The organism is Aquabacterium sp. A3 (genome assembly GCF_038069945.1).
Taxonomy (GTDB): domain Bacteria; phylum Pseudomonadota; class Gammaproteobacteria; order Burkholderiales; family Burkholderiaceae_C; genus Aquabacterium.
The window spans coordinates 169,239-185,451 of the sequence record NZ_JBBPEV010000004.1; the positions used below are offsets into that span (position 1 = coordinate 169,239).

Consider the following 16,213-nt stretch of genomic DNA (forward strand, 5'->3'; position numbering starts at 1 on the left):
CTGATCGCATGTCGTCGAACCTCTCCACCTCCTCTGCGCCGCTTTTGAAGCGCTGGCTTGAGCCCATGGTCGATCCGTCGGTGTTCGATTTCTGGGCCAGCCACGTCAACCCGACCTGGTCGTGGTCGCGCCCGCTGGCGCGCATCGTCTCGCGCCGCATCGAGGCGCTGGACACCGTGACCTTGGTGCTCAGGCCCAATCGGCACGTGGGCACCTACCTGCCTGGTCAACACGTGAATGTGTCGGCCGAAGTGCGTGGCCGCAAGGTCACGCGCAGCTACAGCCTGACCAGCCTGCCCTCTCAAGACACGATCAGCATCACCGTCAAACGGGTGGAGGGTGGTGCGCTGAGCACCCACCTCGTGCAACACGCCCAGGTGGGCGAGGTGCTGGAGATCGGCCCGGCTTTTGGGGACATGACCTTGCCCGCCCAGCCCAGCGGCCGCTGGTTGTTCCTGGCCGCTGGCAGTGGCATCACCCCCCTGATGGGGCTGACCCGGGCCCTGGCAGCCCGGCACATGCCAGTGGAGCTGACCCTGATCTACTGGGCCAAAACACGGGCCGAGCTCTGCTTTGTGCGCGAGTTGCAGGCCCTGGAGGCCCGCGAGCCACGCTTTCGTTTTGTGCCTGTGCTGACCCACGAGCCCGAGGTGCTGGCCCATGAACACCGGGGCCTCATCAATCAGATGCAACTGGACCATCTGGTGCCCGCATGGCCCGAACACCAGGTCTACGCCTGCGGCCCCGGCGGCTTCGTGGAGGCCGCCCGCCAGTGGGTTCAGCCGCGGGCCCTGCGCTTCATGGCCGAGGGCTTCACACCCACCGCACCGGTGTCGGCGTCCACCTCTGCACTGCCCGACACCGACGCCCGCACGGTGCACGTGCACCTGGCACGCACGGGCCGCACCCTGGCCGTCAGCACCGGCACCAGCTTGCTGGAGGCGCTGGAGGCCCAGGGCCTGAACCCGCGATCGGGCTGCCGCATGGGCATCTGCCACACCTGCGTGTGCACCCGCCACAGCGGCAGCACGCTGGACACCCAGCGCGGCGACATCACGAGCGAAGCCGACATGCCCGTGCGCCTGTGTGTCAGCCGCGCCAGCAGCGATCTCAGCCTCGACCTTTGAACCCTTTGCCTTGTTGACCACCGCCACCATGAGCACCCCAAGCCCTGCCCTGCCCCACCCGACACGCGCGATCGGCCCCGACGAACTGGCGCGCTTCGGTGCCGAGATCGACGCGCTGCGCGCCCGCACCGTGGCCGACCTGGGCGAGCGCGATGCCCGCTACATCCGTCGCATTTTCAAAGCCGTGCGCTACACCGAGATGGCCGGCCGTGTGCTGCTGATGTCGGGCCTGCTGCTGTCGGGTGTCTGGATGTGGGGCGTGTGGGCGCTCGGGGTGGCCCTGCTGGGCATCTCCAAGATCCTGGACAACATGGAGTTGGGGCACAACGTCATCCACGGCCAGTTCGACTGGATGGGTGACCCTAAATTCCAGGGCAAGACCTTCGAGTGGGACATCGTCGGCACCAGCGACAGTTGGCGCAAGACGCACAACTTCAAGCACCACACCTACACGAACGTGCATGGCATGGACGACGACATCGGCTACGACGTGCTGCGCCTGTTTCCTGAGCAGAAGTGGCACCCGGCCACCTTGTTCCAACCCCTGTACGCCGTGATCTTTGCGCTGCTGTTCCAGTGGGGTGTGGCCATCCAGGATCTGCGCGTGGGCCGCGTCTTCATCGGCCGCATCACCTGGCGTCAGCTGGCGCGCGAGGCCGCGCCCACCGTGCGCAAGGCGCGCCGCCAGCTGGTCAAGGACTACGTGGTCTTTCCGCTGCTGGCCTGGCCGGTGTTCGGCATGGTGTTCCTGGGCAACCTGATCGCCAACGGCATTCGCAATGTGTGGACCTACACCGTGATCTTTTGTGGCCACTTCACCACCGACGTGCACACCTTCCCCAAGAGCGTGGTGAAGAACGAAACGCGCGCCCAGTGGTATCTGCGCCAGATCATGGGCTCGTCCAACCTGACGGGCAGCAAGCTGCTGCACATCATGACGGGCAACCTCAGCCACCAGATCGAGCACCACCTGTTCCCCGACGTGCCGGCCAACCGCTATGCCGAGATGGCGCCCGTGGTGCGCGACATCTGCCGCCGCTACGGCATCCACTACAACACGGGCTCGATGGTGGGGCAGTTCAGCCAGGTGATCTGGCGCATCCTGCGGCACAGCTTCCCCAGCCAGCCGTCGGTGCCCTCGGGCGAACTGCAAACCCGCTGACGCCAGCACCCCTGGTAGAAACCCGCCCTATCATGGGCGGGTTTTCATTTGCCGCTCCCCCTCATGGCCCGCATCCAGTTTGATCTGCCCCCGGAGTTTCTGTTCAGCACGGACGTGCCCATCTACATCAGCCACGTCAATCAAGGCGGACACCTGGACAACGCGCTGTTGCTGACCCTCGTCTCCGAGGCCCGCGTGCGGTTCTTTCGGTGGCTGGGCTACCAGGGCGAACTGGACATCGAAGGGCTCACCCTGGTGGTGGGTGACATGATGGCCCAGTACAAGTCGGAAGCCTTCTACGGCGAAACCATGCAGATCGACATGGTGCCGGCCGACTTCAACAAGTACGGCTTTGACCTGGTGTTTCGCCTGCGAGACAAGGCCTCAGACCGCGAAGTGGCGCGCGGCAAGACCGGCGTGGTGTTCGTCGGCCCCAGCGCAGACGGCGGCAAAAAGGTCTCCGAGGTGCCCCATGCCTTCATGGCCAGGCTGAGTGCGCGACAGCAACCCGCACACTGACATCAGTCCACATGAAAGAGGTGACACGGCACCTCGTCTTGCAGCAACACCATGCGGATGGGCCAGGGGTGCGTGTCGCCTGGCTGGCACGCCTGTTCCAGCAACTCGCGCTTGCCCGCCCCGGTGGTGTGCACCACGATGACGCGGCTGTCCAGCAAAGCGCGGGCGGTCAAGGTCAGGCGGGGCACAGGCACGTTGGGCAGCGCCGGCGCCGACACGGCCAGACAGCGCCGGTGGCCCTCCGGGTCCAGCGCCTCGGCCAGTTCAGGCGCGTGCGGAAACAACGACGCGGTGTGCCCGTCACTGCCCATGCCCAGCACCACCACGTCAGCAGGCCATGGCAAGGTGCTCAGCATCGCCTCGGCACGGGCCTGGCGCGTGTGCTGATCGGGGTGCTCGCCCAGGGCCTCGTGAAGCAAGGGATGCAGTTGCGCTGAGCGGGCCTGCCCACGCAACAGGTGCTGCCTCACCAGGCGCGCATTGCTGTGCTCATTCAGCTCGGGCACGCACCGCTCGTCGGCCAGGGTCACGTGCACCGCAGACCAGTCGAGCGGCCAGGCCGACAAGGCCTCGAAAAATGGAATCGGCGTGCTGCCGCCCGACACCACCAGCAGGGCCTGCCCACGCTCTCGCAGGGCCTCTTTGAGGTGGTCGGCCACGAAGGCGGCCAGCTCGCGCGCCAGGCCGTCGGGGTCCTGGGCGGCGTGCGTGTAAAAGGTGGGCGACTTCATGCCGACCATCATAGGCCGAGGCCCGCGGGCGTGGCCGATCAGATCAACTCGGTCACGTGCTCGGCCGGTTGGGCGGCAAGGTCATCGGCCAGGGTGGCGGCGAACGTCGCGCGCACGGCCTCTTCCATGGTGTAGCGCCCGGTGGGTTGCTGCGCCAACCAGCGTGCGGCAAACATGGCGCCTTGGCCAAACGCCTTGCCACTGATGCTTTCATGGATCAGGCGGATGGTTTGATTGGGCAGCCCGAAGATCACCTCGTGGCGCCCCACGATGCCCCCCACGCGGATGGAATTGACCTGGGTGGCGGGGTCCAGCCCCAGGGCAGAGGCCAGCTTGAGCGCCGTGCCCGACGTCTCGGGCTTGTCTCGGAAATGCTCCTCGACCACCTCGACGTCGGCATAAGGCGCCAGTCGCTGCATGAGCCGCGAAGCCACCAGCACAAAGTTGATGCCCAGGGTGATGTTGGGCGATTGCAGGATGGCCGTGAGGCCACACGCCTCATCCAGCACCTGCTGCTGCTCGGGCTCATAGCGAGAAATGGCCGACACGATGCGGCAGCCTTCGCGGGCCAGCATGGGGTAATGGCGCACCGCACAGGCCGACGAAAAATCAATCACCACGTCCACAGGGTGCGCACGCACGAACGCGGCGTTCAGCTCCGCTTCTGCGCACACCACAGGGGCCGCTTGGTCGGCGGGGTCGTCGGTGGCGGGCTGACGCCGCACCGCCCAGCACAGGTCCATGTCCGGTGCGGCACGCAACTCGGACGCCACCAGGGCGCCAATGCGGCCCAGGCCCATGAGCCCCACCCTCAGGCGGCGGCCCCCCATCACGGGTCGTCGTTCCATGTCGTTCTCCTATCTGTGCAGCGGGAGGCCGATTCTATTTCCATTTGCACAAATACAAAATACCGAGGGACATTGATCCCGGCAGACCATGGTGCAGTGCACGAAACAGGGATAATCTGACAAGCACCCAGTGCAGAATGCGCGTTCAATGTGCTGAACGCCTGCCCTCTTCCTTCTGGAGATTCCCATGACACGTGAAGTCGTTTTCGTTGGTGCCGCCCGCACTGCCATTGGCAGCTTTGGTGGCGCTCTCAAGGATGTTCCGCCCGCCGACCTGGGCGCCCTGGTCATCAAGACCGCGCTGGAGCGCGCTGGCGTGCAAGCCAAGGACGTCGGCCATGTGGTCATGGGCAATGTCATTCCCACCGTTCCGCAAGACGCTTACATCAGCCGTGTCGCGGCCCTGAACGCGGGCGTGCCGCAAGAGGCCCCGGCATTCAACGTCAACCGCCTGTGCGGTTCGGGCCTGCAGGCCGTGGTGTCGGCGGCCCAGGCCATCTTGCTGGGCGACTGCGACGTGGCCATCGGCGCCGGCGCCGAATCCATGAGCCGTGGCGCCTACCTGGTCACCTCCAACCGCTGGGGTGCCCGCATGGGCGATGTGAAGATGCTGGACTTCATGCTGGGCGCCCTGCACGATCCGCGTCTGCACATCCACATGGGCATCACCGCTGAAAACGTGGCCGCCCGTTACGAGATCAGCCGTGAGCAGCAAGACGCCTACGCCACGCAGTCGCAGCAGCGCGCCGCCGCCGCCATCGAGGCCGGCCGCTTCAAGGACCAGATCGTGCCGGTGGAGCTCAAGACCCGCAAGGGTGTGGTGCTGTTCGACACCGACGAAGGCGTGAAGGCCGACACCACCGCCGACGCGCTGGGCAAGATGAAGCCCGCCTTCAAGAAGGAAGAAGGCACGGTCACCGCCGGTAACGCCTCGACCCTGAACGACGGTGCTGGCGCCGTGGTGATGGCCTCGGCCGAGAAGGCCAAGGCCCTGGGTCTGAAGCCCCTGGCCCGCCTGGTGTCCTACGCCCACGCCGGTGTGGAGCCCGAGTACATGGGCATCGGCCCGGTGCCCGCCTCCAAGCTGGCGCTGGAGAAGGCCGGTCTGAAGGTGTCCGACCTCGACCTCATCGAAGCCAACGAGGCCTTCGCCGCCCAGGCCTGCGCCGTGTCCAAGGAAATGGGCTTCCCCAACGACAAGACCAACCCCAATGGTTCGGGCATTTCGCTGGGCCACCCCGTGGGCGCCACCGGCGCCATCCTGGTGACCAAGGCCATCTACGAACTGCAGCGCACTGGCGGTCGCTACGCCCTGATCACGATGTGCATTGGTGGTGGCCAGGGCATCGCGATGGTGATCGAACGCGTCTGAGCGAACGGCTCATCGACGTGACACAGGGCCCTTCGGGGCCCTGTGTCATTCCTGGGCGCGTGGAACGCCTCAGCGCCCACGCTGCAGCTTTTGTCGAATCACCGGCGCCAGGCGCTGTCCGGCCTGGAAGCCGGCCTCCACCAGCACGCGGCGCGCAGCAAAGTCGGTGCTGCTGATGCGCGAGACGTCTGGCCGCACGAGGATGTCGGCGCGAGCGCCTTCCTGGCGCCGCAAGGCGTCGCCCATGATCTCGAACGAACGCAACAACACCTGGAACAAGCCCCCACCCCGCTCCTGAAGGTTGCCGGGATCGGCGCCGCCCACGTCAACGGCCACCACCAGCTCGTACCCTTCGGCACGGGCCGACTGCACGGGGATGGGGCTGATCAGCCCGCCGTCCAGAAACTCTTCGTCGCCTCGCGCAGCCGGCAAAAACACCCCCGGCAAGCTGCACGAGGCACGCACGGCAAAGCCCGCATCCCCTTGTTTGAACACATGCAGCGCGCCCTGCGGGTAACGGGTGGCCACCGCCCGAAACGGGATGGGAAAGGATTCGATGGGGCGGCGCTCCAGTTGCTGGTTCACAAAGGCCTGCAGGGCATGCCCCGACACGATGCCCCGTCGCGCGCCGGCCTGCCCGGCCACCAGGTCGATCACCTCGTCGTCGCGCACGCGGTAAGCGAGTGACTCCATGGCCGCTGCCGTGACGCCAGCGGCCCAAAAGGCCCCCACCAGCGCGCCGGCGCTGGCACCGAAGATGGCGTCAGGGCGGATGCCATGAGCCTCCAGCGCCTTGATCACGCCAATGTGGGCAAACCCACGGGCCGAACCGCCGCCCAACACCAGCGCCATGCGGGGCGCCGCTTCGCTCTGGGCCCGCAGCACGCCTGGCCAGCCCACCGTCGACGCACCACCCAGAACCAGCGCCTGGCTCAACCACTGCCGGCGTGTGCTCATCGCGGCCCCGCCGCCGTGGCCGGCAGGTTCAGGGGGCTGGCGGTCACGGCCTCCAGTTCGGCCTTCAAACGCGCAAAAGCATCTTCAAAGGCGTTGGCCGGTTGCCCCTTGGTGAGCCGGGCCACCGTTTCATTCAGCACGATGAGCTCGACGCGGCGGTTCAAGCGGCGCCCGACGGCCACATCATTGGGGGCCAGAGGTTGTTGCATGCCCACCCCCACGGCCTTGAGCCGAGAGGCCGCCACCCCCCGCGCCTGCAGGGCCTGGGCCACCGCATCGGCCCGACGTTGCGACAGTTGCAGGTTGTAGCTGCCAGCGCCGATGTTGTCGGTGTGTCCTTCCAGCAGCAGGTGCTCCGTGGTCTGGGTGCGAAGGATGTCGGCGACGCGGTCCAGGTAAGGCCCCGCCGATGCCGACAGGGTGTCCTGGTCAAAATCGAACAACAGGTGTTCAGCCAGCCAGATCATGACGCCACGATCGGTCTGCGCCACCGCCAGCGTCACCCGAGGTGAGGGCTTGTGGGCACAGCCCACCATCAGCCCCGCCAGTGCCCCCAGCCAAAGGACCACCAGGCAGGATCGCCACCATCTCATGCCATGCTTCTCCGTGAACATTGTGTCTGCCCCCGATTAGGGCAGACACCAGGCGTGATCAGAAGCGAAGCACCCCCCTCATGCAAGGGGGTTGACGGTCATCCACCCACAGAAGCATCCGGATTACGGACAAACGCGCGGCCCCAGGCCCGGCCACTGAGCGTGATCAGGTCGTCCACGAACGTGAACACCACCGGGATCACCAACAGGCTGAGGAAGGTGGACGTGATCAAGCCGCCAATGACCACGATGGCCATGGGTGAGCGGAAGCTGGGATCCACGCCAATGCCCAGCGCAATGGGCATCATGCCTGCGCCCATGGCGATGGTGGTCATGATGATGGGGCGTGCCCGCTTGTGGCAGGCATCGATGACCGCATCCCAACGGCTCAGGCCATGGTCATTGCGCGCGATGAGCACATAGTCCACCAGCAGAATCGAGTTCTTGGTGGCGATGCCCATCAGCATGATCAAGCCGATCATGGACGGCATGGACAAGGCTTGCTGGGTCACCCACAGGGCAAAGATGGCCCCGGGCACCGACAGCACCAGCGCCACGAGGATGGTGACCGGTTGCATGAAGCCCTTGAACAGCAGCACCAGCACGATGTAGATGCACAGGATGCCCGTGAGCATGGCCAGGCCAAAACTGGCAAACAGCTCGTTCATGGCCTCGGCATCCCCCAGCGTGGAGATGGCCACGCCAGGCGGCGGGTTCTGGATGCTGGGCAGGGCCATGGCGCGCTTTTCCACCTCGCCCAGGGGCTGTTGGTTCAACTCGATCTCGAAGTTGATGTTGCGCTGGCGGTCATAGCGGCTGATCTGGGCCGGCCCGCTGTCCATCGACAAGGTGGCCACGCTGCCCAAAGGCACAGGCCCCCGCACGCCGGGCACGGGCAGCCGCGCCAGCAAAGACAGGTCGGTGCGGGCTTCGGCGGGCAGGCGCACCACCACCGGCACCTGCCGCTGCGAGAGGTTCAGCTTGGGCAGCCCCTGCTCGTAATCGCCCTGGGTGGCGATGCGCAGCGTGTCGGCGATGGCCGAGGTGCTCACGCCCAGATCGGCCGCACGCGCCGGATCGGGCCGCACGACCAGCTCGGGACGCACCAGACTTTGAGACGAGGTCACGGCGCCAATGCCCGGGATCCCACGCAATTCGCGCTCGACCACGGCCGCATGCTGCGCCACCATGGCGCCGTCCTCCCCAGACACCACCAGCACGTACTTCTCTGACGAGCCCCCGAAGCCGACCTTCACGCGCACCCCGGGCAGGGCCTCCATGGCCTGACGCAACTGGCCTTCAATGACCTGCTTGCTCACGCCCGGTCGGTCGTTGCGGTGGGTCATGTTCAGCGTCAGCGTGGCCTTGTTGACCTGGCCCACACCCTGCGGCATGAAGGGGTCGCTGCCTGCGGCCCCGCCACCGATGGCCGTGTAGACCAGCTTGACGTGCTCATGGGCGGCCACGATCTGGCGCGCGGCCTCGGCCGCCTCCAGCGTCTGCGCGTAGGTGCTGCCTGGCGGCAACTCCAGGCTCACCTGGGTCTGAGACAGGTCATCTGGCGGGATGAAGCCAGTGGGCAGGCGGCCCACCAGCAAGATGGCCATCCCCGTGAAGAGCGCCACGGCCACCATGGTCAGCCAGCGGTGCCTCAGACACCAGCGGGCCCACCCCAGGTAGCGGGTCATCCAGCGAGGATCAGGGTGCTCGCCCTTGGGCGGCTTGAGCAGATAAGCGGCCATCATCGGCGTGAGCATGCGCGCCACCACCAGCGAAAAGAACACCGCAATCGCCGCCGTCCACCCAAACTGCACGAAGAACTTGCCCGCCACACCGCTCATGAAGGCCGTGGGCAAGAACACCGCGATCAAGGTGAAGGTGGTGGCGATCACCGCCAGCCCGATCTCGTCGGCCGCCTCGCGCGCCGCATCCAGCGGGGCCTTGCCCATGGCCAGGTGGCGCATGATGTTTTCGATCTCGACGATGGCGTCATCCACCAGGATGCCCACCACCAGCGACAGCGACAGCAGCGTCACCACGTTGATGGAGAAATCCATCAGGTACATCACGCCAAAGGCCGGGATCACCGACAAGGGCAAGGCGGCCGCAGCCACCACGGTGGCCCGCCAGTCGCGAAGGAAAAACCACACCACCACCACGGCCAGGATGGCCCCTTCGTACAACAGGTGCATGGAGCCGTCGTAGTTCTCGACCACCGGGTCCACAAAGTTGAACGACTCGACGATCTGAACGTCCGGGTGATCGACGCGCAGCGCCGCCAGCGCCTGCTGTACGCCTTCGGCCACATCCACCTCGCCAGCGCCCTTGGCCCGCGTGATCTCGAACGCCACCACGGGGCGGCCATCCAGCATCGCCCCCGAACGCTGCTCGGCCACGGTGTCGCGCACGGTGGCGATCTGATCCAGCCGAACACGTCGGCCATCGCTCAAGGCAATGTCCATGGCCGCCAACTCGTCGGCCGAGCGCACGGTGGCGATGGCACGCACGGTCTGCTCCAGGCCCCCGAAGTCCACCCGCCCACCGGAGGCCTCTTGCTGCACCGCGCGCAACTGGCGCGACACGTCGGCGGCGGTGGCGTTCAGCGCCAGCAAGCGAGCCGGGTCCAGATCGACATGCACTTCCCGGGTGACGCCACCCACGCGCGCCACGGCACCCACGCCCTTGACCGCCAGCAGGCGCTTGGTCACGGTGTGGTCCACGAACCAGGACAGCGCCTCCGTGTCCCGACGGTCCGACGCCACGGTGTACGTCAGGATGGGCGAACCCGACAGGTTCATCTTGGCGATCACCGGGTCACGCAGGTCACCGGGCAGGTCTGCGCGCACACGGGCCACGGCGTCACGCACTTCGTCCAGCGCTTCCTGGGTGGGCTTTTCCAGCCGAAACTCCACCGTCACCAGCACGTTGCCGTCCTGCACACGGGTGTAGATGTGTTTGATGCCCTGCAGCGTGGCGATCGAGTTCTCGAGCTTGCGCGCCACCTCGGTTTCAAGCTGGGCTGGCGCAGCCCCTGGCAGGGCGGCACTGACCGTGATGGTGGGCAGGTCGATGTCGGGGAAGTTCTGAATCTTCATCCCCGCAAAGCCCATCAGGCCCACGATCGTGAGCATGATGAACAGCATGATGGCCGGAATCGGGTTCCGGATGGACCAGGCCGAAACGTTCATCACGAGCCCTTCCGGGTGGCAGGTTCAGCCACCACCCGCACGGCATCACCGTCCGCCAGGAACGCCACCCCGGCGGCCACGACCTGGGCCTGGGCGTCCAGCCCCGACAGCACCTCCACCCGGTCGCCCTGACGGCGGCCCAATTGAACCTTCGTCTGGGCCACGGTACCACCGGGCTCCAGCCTGAACACGTAAGAAAAGCCGTCGCGCAGCAGCACTGCGGTTTGCGGCAGCGTCAGCCCACTGCCCTGCCCCACCAGCACACGCCCCGGCGCGAACATGCCGGCGCGGGCCCCGGCCTGCAAGGCGCTGGCGGGCAAATCCACGTACACCAGGCCGTTGCGGGTGGAGGCATCCACCGTGGGGGCCACCATGCGCACCTGGCCTTCGATCGGCTGCCCACCGGGCGGCACGGCCACGGCCTTCATGCCAGGGCGCACTCGGGCCAGATCGGCCGAGGGCAGCTCGGCACGCCACTCCAGGCGCTGCTGGCGGATGAGCCTGAACAATTCCTGCCCCGGCTGCACCACCGCGCCCACCGTGGCCACGCGGGCCGAGATCACCCCATCGTCTGGGGCCACGATGCGGGTCTGACGCAGGCGCACCGCCTGAGTGGCCACCTGGGCCTGGGCCGACTGCACACGGGCACGGGCCGTCTGCTCGGCCGTCAGGGCGCGCTGGGCTTCTTGCGCGCTCATGGCCTTGCTGGCCTGCAGGGCCCGGGCGCGATCGGCGTTGGCCTGCGCCTCCTGGGCCAGGGCCTCGGCCTCCTGCAAGGCCGCCTGCGCGTTGAGCGCATCCGCCCTCACCGACTCGGCGGCCAGGCTGGCCAGCAACTGGCCTTTGCGCACGCGGTCGCCCACATTCACCGCCACGACATCCAGGCGCAGCCCGCCCGCTTCGGCCCCCACCACCGCCTCTTGCCAGGCTGCGATGGTGCCGTTTGCACTCAACTCGACCGGCCACTGGGCGGCCACCGGGCTCACCAGCGACACGCTGAGCGCCGCCTTGGCCGGCGCCGATGCGGCCCCGACCGCTGCAGGCGCGGCCGACTCCTCACGGCCATCATCGGCACGAGATTGCACCCATGCCACCCCCGCCAGGCCCAACAGCGCTGCAGCGCCCCATGGTGCCGCCCGTCGCCACATCCGCTCATTGCTCATGGTGCTCACCTCGGGCACGCGCCCGTTGCTCATGTTCTACCAGGGCCACGCCATAGCCCACCAGGCGGTCCAGCACACGCTGCATCGCCCCCTCGCCGTTCAACAAGCCCGGCGCCAGGCCGTCCATGAACGCCCGCGACATGCCGTAGTCATGCACCATCGCCGACAAGGCAAACGCCAGTTGGTGCAAGGCATCGTCAGGCTCGTCCACCCCCACGTGGCGGGCCAGCAAGCGCACCACCCGCTGGTGCAGGGGCAGGATGTGCTGTGCCACCACGTCGTGAAAGGCGCCGCTGGGCTCGATCATCTCGCGCAGGTACAACAACATCTCGGGCTCCAGCGGTGCCCCCGCCTCGGGCGGACACAAGAAGGCCGTCATCATGCGGCGCAGCGACTGCGCCAGACTGAGCCCTGGCGCATCAAAGGCCCCCAGATCCACACCGATGGCCTCGATGGGCCGCAACAACACGGCGCGGTACAAGCCGGCCTTGTCCCCAAAGTAGTAGTGGATGGAGGCCACGTTCTGGCCGGCAGCCTGACAGATCTCGCGGGTGGATGCACGGGCATAGCCTTTTTGGGCAAAGATGCGCATGGCCTCCGCCAGCAGGCGCTCACGGGCCCGCTCACCCCGGCTGGAGGCCGACAAGGCATCGCCCTCGACCGGCTCACCAGCACCAGAATCAAGCGCTTGATTAACTTTCATCGCGCGCATGCTACTCCAGTTTCAGGCGGTGCGCAGACGGCAAAGGCACAATGCCGGCCATGCAGTGGATTTCATGGCAGCACCCCAGTTCGGCCGGCTTCACGTTAAGGGGTTGGCACACCCCTCCTCGGGGACGCCCCCTGCTGCATTTTTTGCATGGCAACGGATTTTGTGGCCGCATGTACGAACCCATGCTGAGCCACCTGGCGGCCGACTTCGACCTGTGGCTGTGCGACATCCAGGGGCACGGCGACAGCGATCATGGTGGGCCGTTCGTGGGCTGGAACCGCAATGCCGATCTGGCCCTGGAAGCCCTGCAGGCGCAAGGGCGCGCCTTTGAGCAGGTGCCCACCGTGGCCGTGGGGCACAGCTTTGGCGGCGTGCTCACTGCGCTCTTGCTGGCGCAGCACCCGCAGCGGTTCACGCGGGCGGTGCTGCTCGATCCGGTGCTGTTCACGCCCTCCATGGTGTTGGGCCTGACCTTGGCCGAAGCCACCGGCATGGCCCGTCATGCCCCACTGGCACGCCAGGCACGGGGTCGCCGCGCTCGGTGGGCCAGCCGTCAAGAGGCCCTGGACGGCCTGCGGGGGCGAGGCGTTTACAAAGGGTGGCAAGACGACGCCCTGAACGCCTTTGTCACCCACGGCTTGCGCGACGACACGGACGGCAGCGTGACCCTGAAATGCCACCCCTCACGCGAGGCCGAGATCTTCAGCTCGGGCCCAGAGCGACTATGGAACCAACTCGGACGGGTGCGCACCCCCACGGAGGTACTGCACGCACAGCACACCTTCAGCTTCGTCACCGAATCGGTGCACCGCTGGGCCGACATCAATCCGGCGGTGCAGACGCAGTTGGTGCCCGGCGGGCACTGCTTCATGCAGGAACGTCCACAGGACACGGCAGCACGCGTGCGCGCCTGTCTGTTGCCAGAAGGAATCACCTGAGGGCTTGTAGGGGTACCGCCGAAACAGGGGGGGCCGACATATGCAAGAAAATGTAACAAACAGGGGATTTCGGTCACAACTGATTGCAGTTACAGCCGGGATTCCGGCGCCATGCGTGCAAAGTGTCACGAATTCCTGCTGAACTAAACAGGCTTTAAGGGAGAGATGACGTGGACATTGAACGCATGCTTTTGATCATGCTGCACGTGGGCAGCTTTGTGGTCGCAGCCATCGGCATCGCCTACGCCGACTTGTCGCTGTTCAAGCACCAGCGCGTGGACCGCGCACTGCTGCACTGGGCCAGCCGCCTGGTGATGTGGGCGCTGATCGGTTTATGGGCCACGGGTGCGTTGATCGTCTGGATCGACACCCGTTTTGACCTTCACGCCATGATGGCCATGCCCAAACTGCTGGCCAAGCTGACCGTGGTGGTGGTGCTCAGCATCAATGGCTATTACCTGCACACCCGCTTTTTCGAGCGCCTGGGCCAACGGGTCAGCCCTTTTCGCCGCACCGTGAACCTCACGGCCGTGATGGCAGCGCTCAGCGGCGCCTCGTGGATGTTTGCCGCTTTTCTGGGTTTGGCCAAACCCCTGGGCAAGCTGTTCAATTACGTTGACTTCATGACCTTGTACGGCACGGTGCTGGGCCTGGCCATGGTGTTTGTGCTGGTGATGGTGCGCCCGCGCATGGCGGCCCTGCTGCGTGGCGAGTACGCCGCCCGTCAGGCCGAAGAACAAGCCAGGCTGCAAGCTGAAAGCCGCCAGGGCTCGCGCAACGCCCGCCGGGCACGCCGTCAGGCATCGCAGTCCATGGAGCTGCCTTCCTCCGAACGCGCCGCCGCCTGAGCGCGCAGGGCCTGCCCGCACCATCTTTGAAAGAAGCGGGCCGCTGCGCCCTTTATTTCCAGCCTGGGGGTTGGGGGCGCCCGCTCATGATGCGGGCATGCGCGCACGCCTTGTCGTCATGGTTGCCGTGCTGGCCCTGGGCACCCAGGCCTGCACCTTGCGACCCTTGTCCCAGCAAGCCACCCGGCGGGTGGACAGCGTGGCCCTGAGCGGCGACATCGCTGGCGCAGCGCGGGCCAACCCGTTCTGTCTGCACCTGCAACACGACGACCGCTTCTGGGTGGTTTACAGCCAGGTGTCCGTGAAGGCCTGGGTGACCGATGGGGCGTGTGCGGCCACATCCCCCACCTCAGGTCAGGCGGGCGACGCCCGGCCCGTGGACGCCATCGACCTGCGGTGGCTGCCCGACTGGCACGACACCCCCCGTCAAACCACCTGCACCGACAGCGCGCAGTGCAGCACGCAGGCCACCGACGTGATCGCTGGCCGCCACCTGGTGTGTGCCTCGGCCCGCGCCAGGGTGGGCAACCAAGTGGCCATGGTCACCACCGACGCGGTGCGCTGCCCTTGAGGCCTGGCCCGTTCACAACCACCAGGCCAGACCAAACCAGATGATCATGCCCAGCGACAGCAGGGCCTTCACCACCGTGGCGGCCACAAAGCCCAGGCCTGCCGCCATGCCCACGCGCGCGGCCTGACGCGCGTCATCGGGCGTGCTGCGCCACTGACCAGCGGTGGCGCCGATCACCGGGCCCAGGATGAGCCCCGGCAGACCGGCAAACAGCCCGGCCACTGCGCCCAGCCCTGCACCCGTGGCTGCCGCGCCCGAGCCGCCCACCTTTTTCACCAGCACGGCGGCGGCCAGGTAGTCCACCAGCCAGGCCAGCAAGGCCACCAGCCCCAGGGCCAGCACCGTCCAGCCACCCACATGCTGGTAACCGTCCAGCGAAGCGCCGAGCCACAAGCCTGCAAAGATCAAGGGCGTGCCCGGCAACAAGGGCAGCACCACGCCCGCCAACCCCAGCATCACCAGGCCCACGGCCAGCACCACCAGAAAAACATCCATGCACACCTCCAGTTCAGAACGACGCAGGAGCACCCCGGGCCGCTCTGATTGATCGTGGGGGCACCGAGGTCAGACTGCAAGTAGAAAGACAAGTAAATTCACTTCGAAAAAACCGAACCGTTGGAGCCCGGGGCTCACACCAGTGCTGCGGCGGTGAGCAGCAAGATCACACAAAACGCCCCCCGGAGCATGGGCTCGGGCCAGCGATGGGCCAGAGCCACCCCCCACGAGATCCCGGCCAGCCCCCCCAGCGCCATGGGCACGCCCAAAGACCAGTTCACCTGCCCCGCCATGGCGTACGTCCCCAAGGCGGCCACGGCGCCGGGCACCACCGCCGACAGCCCCAGGCCCTGCGCCAGCGTCTGTCGCCGCACCCCGAACCACGTGGTCAAGGCCGGGGCCACCACCAGCCCGCCGCCCACCGTGAACAAGCCCGAGCACACCCCACTGATCAGGCCCAGGCCCACCATGCCGCGGTCTGGCAAGGTGGGCGGCTCAGCGCTGGTGTTGTCCAGGCGTGGCAGGGCCCCGTCTTGCCCGACGCGCTTGCTGGCGCCACGGGTTTGCCAGGCACCCCGTGCGGCCAAAGCCGCGATCACCAGCAGGAACACCGCGAAAGCCCCTTGCAGGTGGTGCGATGGCCAGCGTGTGACCCACCAAGCCGTCACCGTGGCCGAGGCCACCGCGGCCAGCCCCAGGCACACCACAGGACGCCACTGGATGGCATTGCGCTGCTTGTAGCGCCAAAACCCCAGCGCAACGTTGGGCACCACCATGACCAGGGCGGTGCCCTGGGCCAGGGTCTGGTCCATGCCAAACAACCACACCAGCACGGGAATGGCCATCAAACCGCCGCCGATGCCGAACATGCCCCCCACGCCACCCAGCACCAAGCCCAGCCCCACATTCGCGATCCACATCAGCATGCCCATCACCTCCAGGCCGCCAGTCTATTTATTGATGAATTAGACTCAATCACCTCTAAGTAA

16 protein-coding genes are annotated in these 16,213 nt (G+C 66.7%); 7 read left to right on the top strand and 9 right to left on the bottom strand.

Features of this window, described 5'->3' with window-relative positions; genetic code table 11:
- Positions 1-8 precede the first annotated feature (8 nt).
- The 3 genes from WNB94_RS13875 to WNB94_RS13885 all read left to right on the top strand — a co-directional run bounded on the left by WNB94_RS13875 (position 9) and on the right by WNB94_RS13885 (position 2,808).
- Positions 9-1,127: a ferredoxin reductase gene (locus WNB94_RS13875; protein WP_341391006.1), complete on the top strand. Its 1,119-nt coding sequence runs from the start codon at positions 9-11 to the stop codon at positions 1,125-1,127.
- A gap of 28 nt (positions 1,128-1,155) precedes the next feature.
- Positions 1,156-2,289, top strand: coding sequence for a fatty acid desaturase family protein (locus tag WNB94_RS13880; RefSeq protein WP_341391007.1), 1,134 nt, complete (start codon positions 1,156-1,158; stop codon positions 2,287-2,289).
- Between the two features lie 63 nt (positions 2,290-2,352).
- Entirely contained in the window at positions 2,353-2,808 is a 456-nt protein-coding gene (locus WNB94_RS13885) for an acyl-CoA thioesterase (protein ID WP_341391008.1), read from the top strand.
- A 2-nt stretch (positions 2,809-2,810) separates the two neighbouring features.
- Here the strand turns inward: WNB94_RS13885 and pgl are convergent, their stop codons facing one another.
- Both pgl and WNB94_RS13895 read right to left on the bottom strand, forming a co-directional pair.
- Positions 2,811-3,539 carry a 6-phosphogluconolactonase gene (pgl, locus tag WNB94_RS13890; protein ID WP_341391009.1) on the bottom strand — a complete coding sequence of 243 codons (729 nt, stop codon included), beginning with the start codon at positions 3,537-3,539 and terminating at the stop codon, positions 2,811-2,813.
- A 38-nt stretch (positions 3,540-3,577) separates the two neighbouring features.
- A complete protein-coding gene (locus tag WNB94_RS13895) occupies positions 3,578-4,387 on the bottom strand; it encodes a 4-hydroxy-tetrahydrodipicolinate reductase (RefSeq protein WP_341391010.1) in 810 nt (269 codons plus the stop codon).
- 187 nt (positions 4,388-4,574) lie between these two features.
- On the opposite strand from WNB94_RS13895, the gene WNB94_RS13900 reads away from it, so the two are divergent.
- Positions 4,575-5,759 carry an acetyl-CoA C-acyltransferase family protein gene (locus WNB94_RS13900; RefSeq protein ID WP_341391011.1) on the top strand — a complete coding sequence of 395 codons (1,185 nt, stop codon included), beginning with the start codon at positions 4,575-4,577 and terminating at the stop codon, positions 5,757-5,759.
- A gap of 69 nt (positions 5,760-5,828) precedes the next feature.
- Here the strand turns inward: WNB94_RS13900 and WNB94_RS13905 are convergent, their stop codons facing one another.
- The 5 genes from WNB94_RS13905 to WNB94_RS13925 all read right to left on the bottom strand — a co-directional run bounded on the left by WNB94_RS13905 (position 5,829) and on the right by WNB94_RS13925 (position 12,363).
- Complete coding sequence (locus WNB94_RS13905) at positions 5,829-6,716, bottom strand: patatin-like phospholipase family protein (RefSeq protein WP_341391012.1); 888 nt, start codon at positions 6,714-6,716, stop codon at positions 5,829-5,831.
- On the bottom strand, positions 6,713-7,309 hold the full coding sequence (locus WNB94_RS13910) for an OmpA family protein (protein WP_341391013.1): 597 nt from the start codon (positions 7,307-7,309) through the stop codon (positions 6,713-6,715). The genes WNB94_RS13905 and WNB94_RS13910 overlap by 4 nt, the downstream gene beginning before the upstream one ends.
- Before the next feature lie 98 nt (positions 7,310-7,407).
- Positions 7,408-10,497 carry an efflux RND transporter permease subunit gene (locus WNB94_RS13915; RefSeq protein ID WP_341391014.1) on the bottom strand — a complete coding sequence of 1,030 codons (3,090 nt, stop codon included), beginning with the start codon at positions 10,495-10,497 and terminating at the stop codon, positions 7,408-7,410.
- Entirely contained in the window at positions 10,497-11,693 is a 1,197-nt protein-coding gene (locus WNB94_RS13920) for an efflux RND transporter periplasmic adaptor subunit (protein WP_341391015.1), read from the bottom strand. The genes WNB94_RS13915 and WNB94_RS13920 overlap by 1 nt, the downstream gene beginning before the upstream one ends.
- Positions 11,650-12,363: a CerR family C-terminal domain-containing protein gene (locus WNB94_RS13925; protein WP_341391016.1), complete on the bottom strand. Its 714-nt coding sequence runs from the start codon at positions 12,361-12,363 to the stop codon at positions 11,650-11,652. The genes WNB94_RS13920 and WNB94_RS13925 overlap by 44 nt, the downstream gene beginning before the upstream one ends.
- 59 nt (positions 12,364-12,422) lie before the next feature.
- Here WNB94_RS13925 and WNB94_RS13930 point away from each other — a divergent pair, with 59 nt between their 5' ends.
- The 3 genes from WNB94_RS13930 (at position 12,423) to WNB94_RS13940 (ending at position 14,729) form a co-directional block, all read left to right on the top strand.
- The gene (locus tag WNB94_RS13930) at positions 12,423-13,310 is read left to right on the top strand and encodes an alpha/beta fold hydrolase (RefSeq protein WP_341391017.1); all 888 of its coding nucleotides are present in this window, start codon (positions 12,423-12,425) and stop codon (positions 13,308-13,310) included.
- Between the two features lie 185 nt (positions 13,311-13,495).
- Positions 13,496-14,158 (top strand): hypothetical protein, encoded by a 663-nt coding sequence (locus tag WNB94_RS13935; RefSeq protein WP_341391018.1) that lies wholly within the window; start codon positions 13,496-13,498, stop codon positions 14,156-14,158.
- A gap of 97 nt (positions 14,159-14,255) precedes the next feature.
- Positions 14,256-14,729, top strand: a complete 474-nt coding sequence (locus tag WNB94_RS13940; RefSeq protein ID WP_341391019.1) for a hypothetical protein — start codon at positions 14,256-14,258, stop codon at positions 14,727-14,729.
- Between the two features lie 12 nt (positions 14,730-14,741).
- Here the strand turns inward: WNB94_RS13940 and WNB94_RS13945 are convergent, their stop codons facing one another.
- Together WNB94_RS13945 and WNB94_RS13950 are read right to left on the bottom strand one after the other, a co-directional pair.
- A complete protein-coding gene (locus WNB94_RS13945) occupies positions 14,742-15,224 on the bottom strand; it encodes a DUF456 domain-containing protein (RefSeq protein ID WP_341391020.1) in 483 nt (160 codons plus the stop codon).
- 134 nt (positions 15,225-15,358) lie between these two features.
- Positions 15,359-16,150: a sulfite exporter TauE/SafE family protein gene (locus WNB94_RS13950; protein WP_341391021.1), complete on the bottom strand. Its 792-nt coding sequence runs from the start codon at positions 16,148-16,150 to the stop codon at positions 15,359-15,361.
- Positions 16,151-16,213 lie beyond the last annotated feature (63 nt).